The organism is Streptomyces sp. NPDC003456, from assembly GCF_042878735.1.
GTDB lineage: Bacteria > Actinomycetota > Actinomycetes > Streptomycetales > Streptomycetaceae > Streptomyces.
The window spans coordinates 642,865-658,208 of the sequence record NZ_JBIAOK010000003.1; the positions used below are offsets into that span (position 1 = coordinate 642,865).

Genomic DNA, 15,344 nt, shown 5'->3' on the forward strand with positions numbered 1-15,344 from the left:
GCCGCCGGCAGGTTGTCCGGCGGCGGCGACCGCGACACGAGCCCGGCCGGTGGAGTTGGATGAACCATGGAGTTCTTCTGCTACCACCGCGACCGGCCCGGCTCCCTGCCGCTGCGCCGGGAACTCGGCGAGGCGCACTGGGCCTACATGGACCGCTTCGAGGCCGAACTGATCGCGCGGGGACCGACCTTCGCCGAGGACGGGGAGACACCCACCGGCAGCGTCCACATCGTCGACCTCCCGGACCCCTGCGCGGCCCGGGCGTTCGCCTTCGACGAGCCCAACCAGCAGGCCGGGGTGTACCGCGACGTCCTGATCCGGCGGTGGCGCAACCTGCTGGGGCGGACGATGGCCCGGTTCCCCGGCGGGCCCACCGGCGGCAGGCGGTACCTCGTCCTCGGGCTGGGCTCGGGCGGCGGCGCCGACCTGGAGGTGCCGCCCTCCCTGCGGGACGAGCTGATCGCGTACGGGCCGCTGCTGTCCGACGACGGCGCCCTGTGGCTGGGCACGGCGGCCCTGGTGCGGGCGCCGGACCCGGGGAGCGCGCGTGCCGTCCTGACCCCGGACCGGTACGACGCCGTCGAGGTGCACGACTGGGAGTGCGGCGGGCGCCGCTGACCCAGAACCCGGGAGGGCGGCGCGCACCGGCCGTCGCCGGTGTGCGCCGCCCTCCCGGGGGTGCGGGTCTCGTGCCGTCGCGCCCGCTACTTCGGGTCGTCGCCGAACTTGGCCGCGGCCCAGAAGTAGCCGAGGACGGCCAGCGCCACGCACCAGCCGACGGCGAGCCAGCCGTTGTTCCCGATCTCGCTGCCCAGCAGCAGCCCGCGCAGGGTCTCGATGGCCGGCGTGAACGGCTGGTACTCCGCGAACGGCCGGAACCAGCCGGGCATCGAGTCGAGCGGGACGAACGCGCTGGACAGCAGGGGCAGCAGGATCAGCGGCATCGCGTTGTTGCTGGCGGCCTCGGCGTTGGGGCTGACCAGGCCCATGCCGACCGCGATCCAGGTGAACGCCAGGGCGAAGAGCACCAGGAGCCCGAACGCCGCGAGCCACTCCAGGACCGTGGCGTCGGTGGAGCGGAAGCCGATGGCCACGCCCACCGCTCCCACGAGGACCACACTGGCGACCGACTGCAGCACGCTGCCGACGACGTGCCCGACGAGCACCGAGCCGCGGTGGATGGCCATCGTGCGGAACCGGGCGATGATGCCCTCGGACATGTCGTTGGAGACGGAGACGGCGGTGCCGATCGTGGTGCTGCCGATGGTCATGAGCAGAACGCCCGGCACGATGTAGGCGATGTACACGGACCGGTCCGGAGCCCCGCCGCCGATGCCCGCGCTCATGGTGTCGCCGAAGATGTAGACGAACAGCAGCAGCAGCATGATCGGGGTCAGCAGCAGGTTCAGCGTGAGCGAGGGGTAGCGCCGCGCGTGCAGGAGGTTGCGGCGCAGCATCGTGGTGGAGTCGCGGACGGCGAGGGTGAGCGAGCTCATCGGGCAGCCTCCTCGGGCTGGTTCGTCTGGTGCGGGACGCGGGCGTCGCCGGTCAGGGCGAAGAAGACGTCGTCGAGGTCGGGGGTGTGCACGGTCAGTTCGTCGGCCTCGACGCCGGCGGTGTCGAGCCGGTCGAGGACCAGGCGCAGCGCGCGCTGGCTGCCGTCGCTGGGGATCCGCAGGGCCAGGGCCTCGTCGTCCTGGGCTGCCTCGCCCAGGACCGCCGCCGCGGACCGGTAGGCGCCCGGGTCGGTGAAGCGGAGGCGGACGTGTCCGCCCGGGACGATCCGCTTCAGCTGCTCGGCGGTGCCCTCGGCCGCGATGCGGCCGTCGTGCAGGACCGCGATGCGGTCGGCGAGTTCGTCGGCCTCCTCCAGGTACTGGGTGGTGAGGAAGACGGTGACGCCGCCGGACACCAGTTCCCGGATGATCTGCCACATGGTGTGCCGGGAGCGGGGGTCCAGGCCCGTGGTGGGTTCGTCGAGGAAGATCACGCGCGGTGAGCCGACCAGGGTCATGGCGATGTCGAGCCGGCGCTTCATGCCGCCGGAGTAGGTGGAGGCCGGCTTGCGCGCGGCCTCGGTCAGGTCGAAGCGCTCCAGCAACTCGGCGATCACGCGCCGCCCTTGCGCCTTGGGCAGGTGGTGCAGGTCGGCCATGAGGAGCATGTTCTCCTCGCCGGTGATCAGGCCGTCGACGGCCGAGAACTGGCCGGTGACGCCGATCGCGGCCCGGACGGCCTGCGCCTCGCCGGCGAGGTCGTGGCCCGCGACGCTGGCCCGGCCGCCGTCGGCCCGGACGAGCGTGGAGAGGATCTTGACGGCGGTGGTCTTGCCGGCCCCGTTCGGGCCGAGCAGGGAGAAGATCGTCCCCTCGGGGACGGTGAAGTCGACACCGTCCAGGACGGTCTTGTCGCCGTAGGACTTGCGCAGCCCGTTCGCCGCGATCGCCGGGGTGGTCATGGATGGTCTCCTCTACAGGCTGCGGGCGGTGACGTCGCCGTAGGCGGTGGTGGCGTGGATGGTCAGTCCGGCGGTGCCGCCGGCGTTCTTCAAAGAGTTGTGGATCCGGCCGTAGGTGGTGCCGGCGTCCAGGGAGGCCGAGACGCCGTGGGCGGCGCCGACCGAGATGTCGCCGTGCTGGGTGCGCAGGGTGAACGCGCCGCGCACGGCCTCGGCGATCCGGATGTCGCCCTTCTGGACGCTGACCTCGGCGGGGCCGCCGAGGCGTCCGACCGAGATGTCGCCGGCCTGGACGCCGATCCGGGCGGCGGCGGTCTCGTCGAGCTTGACCGGTCCCAGGGAGCCCTCGAAGGTCACGTCGCCGAGCCGCCCGACGCCCCGCAGCTCGCCGGCGGCCGTCCTGGCCTCGACGTGGGAGCCGCTGGGGAGCTGGACGGTCACCTCGACGGCCCCGGACGAACCGAGGAGCCGGTTCTTCGGCGGGGGGGCCGTGATGCGCAGGACGCCGTCGGCGTAGGCCACCGAGATGTGTTCCGCGGCCTTCACGTCGCGGCTCTTGGACGCATCGGCCGGGAGGACCTCGACGGTGGTGTCGGCCCGGTCGGCGGCGATGAAGCGGATGCGGCCCGCGGGGACGTCGAGAAAGGTGGTGACGGGCTTGGGGGTCGGGAACTGCTGCATGACGTCTCTCCTTCGGACCGCTCTTTCCGGCAAGAGAAACGCTACGTTGCATTCGCGGACCCGGCAACAAGTCTGTTGCATGCAGGATTTGTTTGCGCAGCTCAGAGCCCACAAATCATTGCAACAGCTCAGAAGGGAACGCAATGCACGCGGGCTCAGTGTTGCAATGAAGGGAGGTGAACGCTACTGCCGGACGTCGCGGGGCGATCTGCGGGAGCGCCGGCGCGTGCGGGCAGCACGAAGCCCGCCCCCGAGGCGGTCGCGGCGCATCGGGGGCGGGAAGGGCGAGAGGAACAGGAAGAGCGTGAGGAGGGGGCAGGGTGGGCCGGCCGACAGGCCCTAGCCTGCCTGGCCCATGCCCGCCGCGTTGGGCCAGTTCTGCGCCGCCGGCCAGCCGGTGGCCGGGGCCGGCGTCAGGCCGTTCGTGCCGCGGACCTGGGCGGCCGTGAGGCCACCGCGGGCGGGCACCCCGGGCGGGGTGGGGCCGGTGGCCATGGGCATCGGCGCGGGAGCCGGAACCTGCGCCGCAGGGGCGAACGGCTGGGCAGGAACGAGCGGTTGGGCCGGGGCGAGCGGCTGAGCGGGGGCTAGCGGCTGCGCCGGAGCGAGCGGCTGGGCAGGGAACGGCGCGGCCGCGGGCGCGAGCGGCTGCCCCACGCCGGGCTGCGGCTGAGGCGCCGGCTGCGGCGCCGGCTGGGGGACGGGCTGCGGCGTGGGCAGGGGAGCGGGCTGGGGCACCGGGACGGGCTGGGGGGCGGCCATCGGCTGGGGAGCGGCCGCCATCGGTGTCCCGCCGTCGTGGCCCGCCGGCAGCGCGGACGCCGCGGCGGGGAGCGGCACACCGGCGCCGGACGGGCCGGGGCCGCCGGGCCCGGCAGCCGCGATCTGGGCCGCCAGCCCCGGCATCCCGGACCCGTTCGTCTCGCTCACCAGCCGGTCCACCGCCGCCGTACCCGAGCTGTAGCTGGTCCCGTTGCCCGGCTCGGGTACGGCGGCTCCCCTCCTGGACGTCCCGTAGAGCACCTGTTCCAGGCCGGACACCAGGCGACGCACGTCCACCTGGGGGCGCACCACGAGACGCAGGAAGCGGCTGGACGAACCGATCTTGTTGCCGCACTCGCGGACCAGGATCCGGTGCTCGGTGAGCATCCGGTCGCGGACCACGGTGCCCTCGGCGCCCACGGGCAGGCGCACGAAGAGGAAGTTGCCCTGCGAGGGGTAGACCGTCAGCCCCGGCAGGGACGAGAGCTGGGACGCCATGTCCAGCCGGTCCCGGCGCACCTGGTGCAGGCTCTGCGCGTACTCGGCGCCGTGCTCCTTCAGCATGAACACCACGTGCTCGGCGAAGGAGTTGAGGTTCCACTTGGGCAGCATGGAGCGGACGCGGCCGGCCAGCGCCGGGTTGGCGACGAGGTAGCCGAAGCGGATGCCGTGCAGGCCGAAGTTCTTGCCGAGGCTGCGCAGGACGACCACGTTGGGCCGCAGCATCGCCTCCTGGACGACGGACGGCTCCGCCTCGGCGTCGGCGAACTCCAGGAACGACTCGTCGACGACGATCAGGTCGAGGTCGGCCATCGCGTCCATGAACTGCACGACGGAGTGCTTGTGCAGGAAGCCGCCGTCGGGGTTGTTGGGGTTGCAGATGACGGCGACCCGGGTGCCCCGGGCGCGGATGAACTCGGCGTACTGGGCGAGGTCGAGGGCGAAGCCGCTGGACTCCTGGAGCGGGAACATGTCGACCCGCTTGCCGGTCTCCATGGGCTGGTCGGTCCAGCGGCCGAACGTGGGGACGGGGACGGCGAGGGACTCGCGCACCAGGAGGTGGTCGATCCAGGTGATCAGCTCGGTCGAGCCGTTGCCCATCGCCACGCACTGCGGCGGCAGTTGCAGCAGGCTGCACAGCTCGGCGGTGATGGTGTCCGCGCTGCTCGGGTAGTACGTGATGATGTCGCGCAGCCTGGCGGCCATGTCCTCGAACATGGCCGGGGTGGGGAAGTAGGGGTTGCAGGGGATGCAGAAGTCCACCGGTCCGGCTCCGTCGCCGCCCTCGCGCGTCAGCGCCGCCATCGAGGGGCTGTGTGCCGCGGTGCTGCGGAACAGCGACGTGACCTTGTCGGCCATGGAACCTCCGTGTGAGGCGGGTCCGTCGGGGGGCGGCCGGACCCGGCGTGCGCGGGCGGCCCGCGCGGGGAGCACGGGCCGCCTTGTCATACGGAGACCACACGGACGCCGTTCAACCGTCGGGAAACCGGTCGGGAATCGTGCCGCTGCGGTGAAGAGGCGCCGGTGTTCCCGGCGGCCCCACTAGGTTGCCGGCGCCTCACCGGCCGAAGGTGTGGACCGTCGTGGTGCGGTAGACCTGGCCGGGGCGCAGCACCGTCGAGGGGAACCTCGGCTTGTTCGGCGAGTCCGGGAAGTGCTGCGTCTCCAGGCACAGCGCGTCGCCCTGCCGGTAGGTGCGCCCCGTCGGGCCGGTCAGCGTGCCGTCGAGGAAGTTGCCGGAGTAGAACTGCAGCCCCGGCTCGTTCGTGGCGATCCGCAGGGTGCGCCCGGAGGACGGGTCGCGCAGGGTGGCCACGTGCTCGGGCCGGGCGGTGATGCCCTTGTCGAGGACCCAGTTGTGGTCGAAGCCCTTGGCGGTCACCAGCTGCGGGTGGGAGACGCGGATGTCCCGGCCGATCGGCTTGGCCTTGCGGAAGTCGAACGGGGTGCCCGCGACCTCGGCCAGCTCGCCCGTGGGGATCAGGCCCGCGTCGGTGGGCGTGTAGCGGGAGGCGGCGATGCGCAGCTCGTGGTCCTCGATGGTGCCGCTGCCCTCGCCGGCCAGGTTCCAGTAGACGTGGCTGGTCAGGTTGACCACGGTGGCCTTGTCGGTGGTGGCCTCGTAGTCGATGCGCCAGTCGCCGTGCCGGGTGAGGGTGTACGTCACCTTCGTCTTCAGCGTGCCCGGGTAGCCCATCTCCCCGTCGACGCTCGTGTAGGACAGGTGCAGGCCGACGTCGGAGCCCTTCACGAACGGCTCCACGTCCCAGACGCGCTTGTCGAAGCCCTGGGCGCCGCCGTGCAGGCTCTGCTCACCGTCGTTGACGGACAGCTGGTGGCTCTTGCCGTCGAGCGTGAACCTGCCCTGGCCTATGCGGTTGCCGTACCGGCCGATCAGGGCGCCGAAGTACGGGCTCTGGGCGACGTAGTCCTCGAGGTTGTCGAAGCCGGCGGAGACGTTGGCGTAGCGGCCGCGGCGGTCGGGGATCTCCAGGGACTGCACGATGCCGCCGTAGGAGAGGACCTTCAGGCGGGTGCCGCCGTTCTCCAGCGACCAGAGGTGGACCTTCGTGCCGTCGGCGAGCCTGCCGAAGAGCGTCTTCACCGGCTTGCCGCCTCCCGTGGCGTGCGCCGTGCCGCCGAGCGTGGTGGCGGCGATGCCCGCCGCCGCGGCTCCCGCGATGACCGTGCGTCTGTTCAGTTCCATGTGCGGCTCCCGTATGAGGAGAGGGCCCCGCCGTGGCGGCGGGGCCCCGATCTGACTTACGAACCGACCTTGCGCTTGTTCCACACGTCGAACCCGACGGCGGCGAGGAGCACCAGGCCCTTGATGACCTGCTGCCAGTCGGTGCCGATGCCGACGAGGTTCATGCCGTTGTTCAGCACGCCCAGGACCAGGCCGCCGATGATCGCGCCGAGGACGGTGCCGACGCCGCCGCTCATCGACGCGCCGCCGATGAACGAGGCCGCGATCGCCTCCAGCTCGAAGTTGAGACCGGCCTTGGGAGAGGCCGCGTTGAAGCGGGCGGCGAAGACCAGACCCGCCAGGGCCGCGAGCATGCCCATGTTCAGGAAGACCAGGAAGGTGACCTTCTTGTCCTTCACGCCCGACAGCTTGGCCGCCGGGAGGTTGCCGCCGATGGCGTAGATGTGGCGGCCGATGATCGCGTTGCGCATGACGTAGCCGAAGCCCACCAGCAGCACACCGAGGATCAGCAGCACGATCGGGGCGCCCTTGTAGCTGGCCAGCAGCATCGTCAGGGTGAGGATGGCGGCGCCGATCGCGACCAGCTTCAGCAGGAACAGCTTGGCCGGCGGGACCTCCAGGGCGAACTCCTGCTGCCGCTTGCGGTCGCGGACCTCCTGGAAGACCACGAAGGCGATCATCGCGAGGCCCAGCAGCAGCGTCAGGTTGTGGTAGTTGGTGTCCGGGCCGACCTCGGGCAGGAAGCCGTTGGCGACCTTCTGCAGCCCGTCCGGGAACGGGCCGAGCGTCTGGCCCTCCAGGAAGATCTCCGTCAGACCGCGGAAGATCAGCATGCCCGCCAGGGTCACGATGAACGACGGTATGCCGCCGTACGCGATGAAGAAGCCCTGCACGGCGCCCGCGACCGCGCCCACGGCCAGGCACAGCACCACGGCGAGCGGCCACGGCATGTCCTGTTTGACCATGAAGACGGCGGCCATCGAGCCGACGAACGCCGTCAGCGAGCCGACCGACAGGTCGATGTGGCCCGCGATGATCACCAGCATCATGCCGATGGCCAGGATCAGGATGTAGCTGTTCTGCAGCACCAGGTTGGAGACGTTGCGCGGCAGCAGCAGGTCGCCGTCGGTCCACACGGCGAACAGCACCACGATCAGGCCCAGCGCGATCAGCATGCCGTACTGCCGCATGTTGCGGCGCATGCCGTCCAGCACCAGCTGCAACAGGCCGTCGCCCGCGGCCCCTTCGCGGCCCGGCGGCGCGGGGGCCGGGCTCTTGGCGGTCACGTCCGTGCTCATCGGGTTACCTCTTTGTCCTTCGTCATCTGACGCATCAGCGATTCCTGGGAGGCCTCGGCCCGCGAGAACTCACCCGTCAGCCGCCCCGCGGCCATCGTGTAGATGCGGTCGCACATGCCGAGCAGTTCGGGCAGCTCGGAGGAGATGAAGACGACCGCCTTGCCCTGGGCGGCCAGCTGGTCGATGACCGTGTAGATCTCGTACTTGGCGCCGACGTCGATCCCGCGGGTCGGCTCGTCCAGGATCAGCACGTCCGGACCCGAGAAGATCCACTTGCTGAGGACGACCTTCTGCTGGTTGCCGCCGGACAGCTTGCCCACCGGCTCGAAGACGGTCGGCGCCTTGATGTTCATGGACGTCCGGAAGCCCTCGGCGACCTGCCGCTCCTCGTGCTCGTCGACCACACCGCGCTTGGCGACCTTGCCCAGGGCGCTCAGCGAGATGTTGCGGTTGATGGTGTCGATGAGGTTCAGGCCGTAGTGCTTGCGGTCCTCGGTGACGTAGGCGATGCCGTGCTCGACCGCCTCCGGGACGGACTTCGTACGGATCTCCGTGCCGTCCTTCAGGACCGTGCCGCCCGCGTACCGGCCGTAGGTGCGCCCGAAGACACTCATCGCGAGTTCGGTGCGCCCGGCGCCCATGAGGCCGGCGATGCCGACGATCTCCCCGCGCCGCACGTGCAGCGACACGTCGTCGCACACCTTGCGCTGCTGGTCGATCGGGTGGTGCACCGTCCAGTTGCGGATCTCCAGGGCCGGTGCCGCGCCCTCCTCGGGCTCGTGCGGCGACCGCTCGGGGAACCGGTGCTCCAGGTCGCGCCCGACCATCCCGCTGATGATGCGGTCCTCGGTGGTCTCCGGCGCCTTCACGTCGAGGGTCTCGATGGTCCGGCCGTCGCGCAGGATCGTCACCGAGTCGGCGACCTTGCGGATCTCGTTCAGCTTGTGGGAGATGATGATCGAGGTGATGCCCTGCTTCTTCAACTCCAGGATGAGGTCCAGGAGTTTGCCGCTGTCCTCGTCGTTCAGGGCGGCGGTCGGCTCGTCCAGGATGAGCAGCTTCACCTTCTTGGACAGGGCCTTGGCGATCTCCACGAGCTGCTGCTTGCCGACGCCGATGTCGGCGACCCGGGTGTCCGGGTGGTCCGACAGGCCCACCCTGCGCAGCAGTTCGGTGGCGTGCCGCAGGGTCTCGGTCCAGCTGATGATCCCGCGGGTGGCGTGCTCGTTGCCGAGGAAGATGTTCTCCGCCAGGGAGAGATAGGGCACCAGGGCCAGTTCCTGGTGGATGATCACGATGCCGCGTTCCTCGCTGGCCCGGATGTCCTTGAACCGGCAGACCTCTCCCTCGAAGAGGATGTCGCCCTCGTAGGTGCCGTGCGGGTGGACGCCGGAGAGGACCTTCATCAGGGTCGACTTGCCGGCGCCGTTCTCCCCGCAGATGGCGTGGACCTCGCCCTGCCGGACGGTCAGCGTGACGTCCGACAGCGCCTTGACGCCGGGAAAGGTCTTGACGATCGAGCGCATTTCCAGGACGGGTCCCGCCATGGTCGTGCCTTCCAATCAGTGGTGAATCGTCGGTGGGTGGCGGGGACTACTTGAGGTCGCTCTCCTTGATGTAGCCGGAGTCGACGACCTCCTTCCGGTAGTTGCCCTTGTCGACGGCGACCGGCTCCAGCAGGTAGGCCGGGACGACCTTGGCACCGTTGTCATAGGTCTTGGTGTCGTTGACCTCGGGCTTCTTGTCGTTCAGCAGCGCGTCGACCATGTTCGAGGACACCTTGGCCAGTTCGCGGGTGTCCTTGTAGACGGTCATGGACTGCTGGCCGGCGATGATCGACTTCACCGAGGCGACCTCGGCGTCCTGGCCCGTGACGACCGGCAGCGGCTTGCTCTTGGAGCCGTAGTCGTCCGACTTCAGTGCCGACAGGATGCCGATGGAGATGCCGTCGTAGGGGGACAGGACGGCGTCGACGCGCTCGCTCTTGTAGGCCGAGGTGAGGATGTCGTCCATGCGCTTCTGCGCGGTGCCGCCGTCCCAGCGCAGGGTGGTGACCTGGTTGAGCTCGGTCTGGCCGGAGCGGACGACGAGCTGCTTCTTGTCGATGTAGGGCTGCAGGACCTTCATCGCGCCCTGGAAGAAGTAGCGGGTGTTGTTGTCGTCGTTGGAGCCGGCGAACAGCTCGATGTTGAACGGGCCCTTCGACGCGCCGGAGCCGTCCTTCAGGCCGAGCTTGTCGACGATGTAGGTGCCCTGCAGCTCGCCGACCTTCTCGTTGTCGAAGGAGGCGTAGTAGTCGACGTTCTGCGTGCCAAGGATCAGGCGGTCGTAGGAGATGACCGGGATGTTCGCGTCCTTGGCCTGCTGCAGCACGTTGTTCATCGACTTGTTGTCGATGGCCGCGATGATCAGGGCCTTGACGCCCTGCGTGATCAGGTTCTCGACCTGGGAGACCTGCTGGTCGGGGTCGTCCTCGCCGTAGACCAGCTTGGTCTTGTAGCCCTTGGACTCGAGGTCCCTGACGACGTTGTTCCCGTCGGCGATCCAGCGCTCGGAGGACTTGGTCGGCATCGCGATGCCGATGGTGGCGCCCTTGGCGTCCCCTTCGCCCTGCTTGCTGCCGCCCTCGCTGTCCTGGCCGCAGGCGGACAGGGTCAGGGCGAGGGACGCGGCTCCGGCTACGGCGGCGAGAGCGGCTCTGCGGTTACGCATGATCATCATCCTTGATCTGTGTGCAGGGCTCGGTCTGGGAGGCGCGAAGTCGCTCCGGGTGGTCGTGCCGGAAAGACCGAGAAAGCGTGTGTGGGATTGTGGTCGTCTGTGTCGTGTTTTGTAAGGTGAGTTTCCGGAACGTTATGGCGAGGTTTCGAACCGATGCAGCGTGCCGGGCAGGCGTGAGCCGAGCGGCGCCATGTCGCCGTCCGCGCCGTGCCGGGCCAGGAGGTCCAGGGCGAGCCGGCCGCGCCGCACGCGTTCCTTCGCCGTGGCCAGCGTGAGCTCCCGCATGTGGTGCCCGTACGGGTAGAGGCCGGGAGCCTTGGACAGGCCGAACTTCAGGTACAACGGGGCGCCCCGCCGGATGAGTTCGGCCACCTCGTACATGCGGACGTAGCCGCCGAGGTCGTCGGGGGCCTCGATGTACATGTCCATCGGGGCGGCCGACACCCGCCGGATCTCCGTCAGGTGATCCAGCGTCAGATCGCTCGGCACGTTGACCGAGTCGGCCCCGAGCCGCTCGTGGACCGCGTACGCGGCCGGGTTGACCGGGCCGATGAGTGCGCTCACCTTCAGGGTGGTGTCGGCGGGCAGGATCCCGGCGACCCGCGCCCGGTGCAGCGTCCACAGCACGCCCTCGTCGGCGACCAGCAGGCACTTCACACCCAGCTCCGTGGCCCGCACCGCGTCCTCGACGCAGCCGGCGACGGCGTCGTGGCCGCGGGCGCGCAGCCCGGCGCCGCGCGAGTCGGTGCGCGTGGAGCCGCCGATGTCCCAGGTGCCGCGCGGGCCCGTGAACAGGCAGAGCTCGATGTCGCGTTCGGCCGTCGCCTCCACCATCTCGGTGATCTCGGCGTCGGTCAGCATCCACACGCCGCTGCCCTGGCTGATCCGGTGGATCGGCACGTCCAGCCGGGAGGCCTCCTTCAGCACCACCGCCAGCGCCTCCGGGCCCTCGCAGGAGGGGATCTCGGTGCGCCACCGGCCGCCGCCGGGAAAGGTGTGCGGCGAGGCGTCGGCGGGGTCGGGGGCGGGCGCGTTCAGGCCCAGCGCGGTGAGCACCTGCTCACCGGGCCTGCGGACGGCCGGGGCGGAAGCGTCGGTCACAGGAAGTCCTTCTGGTTCGATATATCGGACAAGGTTCGCGGCTCTGGGTACGGCGCGCCGACGCCGGACACGGCGGCCCCGGGGACCCGGGACGGGTCCCGGCGGCGCGGCTGGTGTACGCCGGTACGGAGACCGTCAGGTCGCCCCCGTACCGGCGTACGGCTACGGGCGGAGCAGCACCTTGCCCACCTTCGGGTCGCCCGACCCGACCAGCTCGATGGCGTGCGGGAACTCGGCGAGCGGCACCTCGTGCGTCACCAGCGGCAGCGGGTCGAGCAGTCCCGCGCCGAACACCCGCACCGTGTGCGCCCACGCCTCCGGCGGCGCACCGAAGACGGTGTGCACCTCCAGCTGCCGCACGACGAGGCCGGTCGGGTCCAGGCCGCCGGCCCCGGGCGCCGGGATGCCGGTCAGGACCAGCCGGCCGCCGCGCCGCAGCAGGCCGGCGGAGATCCGGGCGGCGTCCGCCGACCCGGCCGTCTCGATCACCACGTCGATGTCGTCCGGGAGGTCCTGGTCCTTGGTGCGGAAGTCCGTCGCCCCGTACTGCCGCGACAGCGCCTCCCGGTCCCGGCGGGTGCCCACCACCAGCAGCTCCCCGGGCGAGGTCGCCGCGAGGAACTGCACGGCGAACATCCCGAGCGTGCCGGTGCCGACCACCGCCACGCGCTCCCCGGGCCGGGCGTTCGCCTTGAGCGCGGCCGCCGCGATGCACGCCGCCGGCTCCAGCAGGGCCGCCGCCGTGAGGTCGCAGTCGTCCGGCAGCACGTGCAGCAGGCGCGCCGGGAGGGTCAGGGTCGCCGCCATCGCACCCGGCTGCGTGAACCCGGTCTCCTCGTAGCCGGCCGAGCACAGGGTCGTCTCCCCGGCATGGCAGCGGTCGCAGACCTGGCAGTTGCGAAAGCCTTCCCCGACGACCTTGCGGCCGACCAGGGAGGCGGGCACGTCCGCGCCCACGGCCTCCACCGTCCCGGACCACTCGTGGCCCGGGACCAGCGGATAGCGCACGTAGCCCTCGGGGCGGTTGCCCTGGTGGACCTCCCGGTCGCTGCCGCAGATCCCGCAGGCGTGGACGCGCACCAGCGCCTCACCGGCCCCGGGCCGCCGGGGCTCGTGCGGGACGAGGCGGTGCTCGCCCGGGGCGTCGATCACTACCGCGGTGCTCACCTGGCTCCTTTGGTCGTCGAAGGTCTCGGGGGCCGGCACCGGAGCGCCGGGGGCCGGACGGTCACTGGGTGCCCTTCGGCTTGCGCTGCTCCCAGCCCTCGGCCCAGAGGTCGAAACGGGCCTGCTGCTGCGGGAACTCGGCGGCGGCGTCCACGTCCAGCTCCACGCCCAGACCCGGGGCGTGGGAGAGGTGGAAGCAGCCGTCCTCCGGGTTCACCTGCGGGGCGCCCTTGACCACCTTCTTGATCTCCGCGTCCGCGAAGTCGTTGAAGTGCTCCAGGATCTTGAAGTTCGGTGAGGTGAAGCCGACCTGGAGGGAGGCGGCGGTCAGCACCGAGCCGCCCACGTTGTGCGGGGCCACCAGCATGTAGTGGGTCTCCGCCGTCGCGGCCAGCTTGCGGGTCTCCCAGATCCCGCCGATGTGGCCGACGTCCGGCTGGATGATGTCGACGGCCTGGCTCTCGAACAGCTCCCGGAACTCGATCCGGTCGTGGATGCGCTCACCGGTGGCGACCGGCATGTCGACCTTGGCGGCGACCTTCTCCAGCGCCTTGAGGTTCTCCGGCGGCACCGGCTCCTCCAGCCACGCCGGGTTGAACGGCGCCAGCTCCCTGGCCAGGCGCACGGCCGTGGCCGGGGAGAAGCGGCCGTGCATCTCCAGCATCAGCTCGGCCTCGGGGCCGATGGCGTCCCGGACGGCCTCGATCAGGGAGACGGCGTAGAGGGTCTGCTGGTGGTCCAGCTCGAAGTGGCCCGTGCCGAAGGGGTCGATCTTCAGCGCCCGGTACCCGCGCTCCATCACCCCCCGGGCAGCCTTGTGGTACGCCTCCGGGGTCCGCTCGGTGGTGTACCAGCCGTTGGCGTACGCCTTGACCTTGTCGGTGACCTGGCCGCCCAGCAGCTGCCATACGGGGACGCCCAGGGCCTTGCCCTTGATGTCCCAGCAGGCCATCTCCACGACCGCGATGCCGGACATCACGATCTCGCCCGCACGGCCGTAGTCGCCGTACTTCATGCGCTTGACGAGGTCCTCGACCGCGAACGGGTCCGAGCCCAGGATGTGGTTGGCCTCGGCCTCCCGCAGGTAGCCGAGGAGGGCGTCGGTGTGTCCCAGCATCCGGGTCTCGCCGACTCCGGTGATCCCCTCGTCGGTGTGCACCTGGACGTACGTCAGGTTGCGCCACGGCGTCCCGACCACGTGTGTGCTGATTCCGGTGATGCGCACGGCGGTTGCCCCTCGCTGCTTCGTCGGCTCGGTTTCCGTCAGTTTCCCCCGCGCACCGAGGCGTTCGATATTTCGGCACACGTTCGAAATGTTGGCGTGACAGTAAGGACGGTGCGGTGGGGGTGTCAATGGGTCGCGCGCATAACGGTTTCGGCAGTTTCGAAACCCGGGGGAGGGGGTGTCCGTACAGAACCTTCACAGCTGGATCTAGGAACGTGACCCATGCGGAACTTAACCTTCCCGCGTCATGGACTACTGCGACCCGTGCCGACGGCACCTCAACGGCGCGCTGGCCTGCCCGGGGTGCGGCGCCCCGGCCCAAGCGCTGCGGCGGCACGAGCCGCAACCGGCCGCGGCACACGCCCCCACCCCGCCCCTCGCCGCCGCACACGCGCTTCACACTCAACCCCTCTCGCATCAAGGGGTGTTGACCGACCCCGTCGACAGCGAGAGCGGCGACGAGCACCCCGAGCCGCACGACGACGACCGGCGAGACGCGTACGACGACCGGGAGGAAGCGCACGACCGGGAAGGCGCGTACGACGAGGGCGGCGACGGCGTCGACGAGGACGCTCACCGCCCCTCCGGCCGGGCCGCCCGGCGGCGCGGGCGCGGCGCCGGATCCGACGCGGACGGCCCGGGCGGTGCCAGCCGAAGGGACCGGAAGGCCGCGGCGCACCGGCGACGGCGGCGCCGGACCCTGTTCGTCGTCACCGGGTTCGTGCTCGCGGCGGGCGGACTGAGCCTCGCCGAACTGGGCATGGACGCCCCCGACTCGACCCCGAGGCCGGCGGCAGCGGGCGGGGCGTCGGCGGACGGCGGCGCGTCGGCGGAGGCCGGGAAGCCGGGTGAGGGTAGCGGCCGCCCGGACGCCACGGCGGCAGCGGCGGAAGCGTCGGCCTCCGCCTCCGCGGATCCGTCCGGCTCGGCTTCGCCGTCGCCGTCCGCGAAGGACGAGGCGTCGAAGACCCCCGGCGCCGAGCCGCCGAAGGAGGCCCAGACGGGGCCGGCGGGCAGCGCCCCCAGCAGTCCGGCGTCCGGTGACACGGCGGCCCCGCCCGCCCCGGTACCGAGCCCCTCGTCGGGCCCCACCACCAAGGCCCCGGACCCGGAACCCTCCCCGTCACAGCCGTGCGAACGGTTCCTGTGGTGGTGCACCTAGCGTCTGCCGTCCTGTCTTAGCGCCGGCGCCCGCGCCGGCCACCGACCGGCCGCTCCGACGGC

Annotated in this window: 13 protein-coding genes; 2 read left to right on the forward strand and 11 right to left on the reverse strand. The window is 71.0% G+C overall.

The genetic code is table 11. From position 1 onward, the window contains the following. Window positions 1-66 precede the first annotated feature (66 nt). Window positions 67-618: a YciI family protein gene (locus ACFYWG_RS13835; protein ID WP_383686012.1), complete on the forward strand. Its 552-nt coding sequence runs from the start codon at window positions 67-69 to the stop codon at window positions 616-618. 86 nt (window positions 619-704) lie between these two features. On the opposite strand, the gene ACFYWG_RS13840 is transcribed toward ACFYWG_RS13835, so the two are convergent. The 11 genes from ACFYWG_RS13840 to ACFYWG_RS13890 form a co-directional block, all read right to left on the reverse strand. After that, window positions 705-1,496 (reverse strand): ABC transporter permease, encoded by a 792-nt coding sequence (locus tag ACFYWG_RS13840; protein ID WP_389201335.1) that lies wholly within the window; start codon window positions 1,494-1,496, stop codon window positions 705-707. Further along, the gene (locus ACFYWG_RS13845) at window positions 1,493-2,458 is read right to left on the reverse strand and encodes an ATP-binding cassette domain-containing protein (protein WP_389201337.1); all 966 of its coding nucleotides are present in this window, start codon (window positions 2,456-2,458) and stop codon (window positions 1,493-1,495) included. The genes ACFYWG_RS13840 and ACFYWG_RS13845 overlap by 4 nt, the downstream gene beginning before the upstream one ends. Before the next feature lie 12 nt (window positions 2,459-2,470). After that, window positions 2,471-3,139 carry a DUF4097 family beta strand repeat-containing protein gene (locus tag ACFYWG_RS13850; protein WP_383503375.1) on the reverse strand — a complete coding sequence of 223 codons (669 nt, stop codon included), beginning with the start codon at window positions 3,137-3,139 and terminating at the stop codon, window positions 2,471-2,473. Window positions 3,140-3,478: 339 nt separating this feature from the next. Beyond that, a complete protein-coding gene (locus tag ACFYWG_RS13855; RefSeq protein WP_383503377.1) occupies window positions 3,479-5,260 on the reverse strand; it encodes a pyridoxal phosphate-dependent aminotransferase in 1,782 nt (593 codons plus the stop codon). Window positions 5,261-5,459: 199 nt separating this feature from the next. Beyond that, window positions 5,460-6,608, reverse strand: a complete 1,149-nt coding sequence (locus ACFYWG_RS13860) for an aldose epimerase family protein (protein WP_389201339.1) — start codon at window positions 6,606-6,608, stop codon at window positions 5,460-5,462. A gap of 56 nt (window positions 6,609-6,664) precedes the next feature. After that, the gene (gene mmsB / locus ACFYWG_RS13865; RefSeq protein WP_383503381.1) at window positions 6,665-7,906 is read right to left on the reverse strand and encodes a multiple monosaccharide ABC transporter permease; all 1,242 of its coding nucleotides are present in this window, start codon (window positions 7,904-7,906) and stop codon (window positions 6,665-6,667) included. Further along, on the reverse strand, window positions 7,903-9,453 hold the full coding sequence (gene mmsA / locus ACFYWG_RS13870; RefSeq protein ID WP_383503383.1) for a multiple monosaccharide ABC transporter ATP-binding protein: 1,551 nt from the start codon (window positions 9,451-9,453) through the stop codon (window positions 7,903-7,905). Before mmsA ends, mmsB begins: the two co-directional genes overlap by 4 nt. A 46-nt stretch (window positions 9,454-9,499) precedes the next feature. After that, entirely contained in the window at window positions 9,500-10,618 is a 1,119-nt protein-coding gene (gene chvE, locus ACFYWG_RS13875) for a multiple monosaccharide ABC transporter substrate-binding protein (protein WP_383503385.1), read from the reverse strand. Window positions 10,619-10,759: 141 nt separating this feature from the next. After that, window positions 10,760-11,728 (reverse strand): hypothetical protein, encoded by a 969-nt coding sequence (locus ACFYWG_RS13880; protein ID WP_389201343.1) that lies wholly within the window; start codon window positions 11,726-11,728, stop codon window positions 10,760-10,762. Window positions 11,729-11,890: 162 nt separating this feature from the next. Beyond that, a complete protein-coding gene (locus ACFYWG_RS13885) occupies window positions 11,891-12,895 on the reverse strand; it encodes a zinc-binding dehydrogenase (RefSeq protein WP_376323253.1) in 1,005 nt (334 codons plus the stop codon). A 61-nt stretch (window positions 12,896-12,956) separates the two neighbouring features. Beyond that, window positions 12,957-14,120 carry a mandelate racemase/muconate lactonizing enzyme family protein gene (locus tag ACFYWG_RS13890; RefSeq protein WP_389201347.1) on the reverse strand — a complete coding sequence of 388 codons (1,164 nt, stop codon included), beginning with the start codon at window positions 14,118-14,120 and terminating at the stop codon, window positions 12,957-12,959. A 247-nt stretch (window positions 14,121-14,367) separates the two neighbouring features. Here ACFYWG_RS13890 and ACFYWG_RS13895 point away from each other — a divergent pair, with 247 nt between their 5' ends. Continuing rightward, entirely contained in the window at window positions 14,368-15,282 is a 915-nt protein-coding gene (locus tag ACFYWG_RS13895; protein ID WP_389201350.1) for a hypothetical protein, read from the forward strand. The last annotated feature ends 62 nt before the right edge of the window (window positions 15,283-15,344 follow it).

Excerpts from the sequence above, each read along its gene's own strand:
- ACFYWG_RS13835 (WP_383686012.1), top strand. The coding sequence starts at position 67 with ATGGAGTTCTTCTGCTACCACCGCGACCGGCCCGGCTCCCTGCCGCTG.
- ACFYWG_RS13840 (WP_389201335.1), bottom strand. The coding sequence starts at position 1,496 with ATGAGCTCGCTCACCCTCGCCGTCCGCGACTCCACCACGATGCTGCGC.
- ACFYWG_RS13845 (WP_389201337.1), bottom strand. The coding sequence starts at position 2,458 with ATGACCACCCCGGCGATCGCGGCGAACGGGCTGCGCAAGTCCTACGGC.
- ACFYWG_RS13850 (WP_383503375.1), bottom strand. The coding sequence starts at position 3,139 with ATGCAGCAGTTCCCGACCCCCAAGCCCGTCACCACCTTTCTCGACGTC.
- ACFYWG_RS13855 (WP_383503377.1), bottom strand. The coding sequence starts at position 5,260 with ATGGCCGACAAGGTCACGTCGCTGTTCCGCAGCACCGCGGCACACAGC.
- ACFYWG_RS13860 (WP_389201339.1), bottom strand. The coding sequence starts at position 6,608 with ATGGAACTGAACAGACGCACGGTCATCGCGGGAGCCGCGGCGGCGGGC.
- mmsB (WP_383503381.1), bottom strand. The coding sequence starts at position 7,906 with ATGAGCACGGACGTGACCGCCAAGAGCCCGGCCCCCGCGCCGCCGGGC.
- mmsA (WP_383503383.1), bottom strand. The coding sequence starts at position 9,453 with ATGGCGGGACCCGTCCTGGAAATGCGCTCGATCGTCAAGACCTTTCCC.
- chvE (WP_383503385.1), bottom strand. The coding sequence starts at position 10,618 with ATGCGTAACCGCAGAGCCGCTCTCGCCGCCGTAGCCGGAGCCGCGTCC.
- ACFYWG_RS13895 (WP_389201350.1), top strand. The coding sequence starts at position 14,368 with ATGGACTACTGCGACCCGTGCCGACGGCACCTCAACGGCGCGCTGGCC.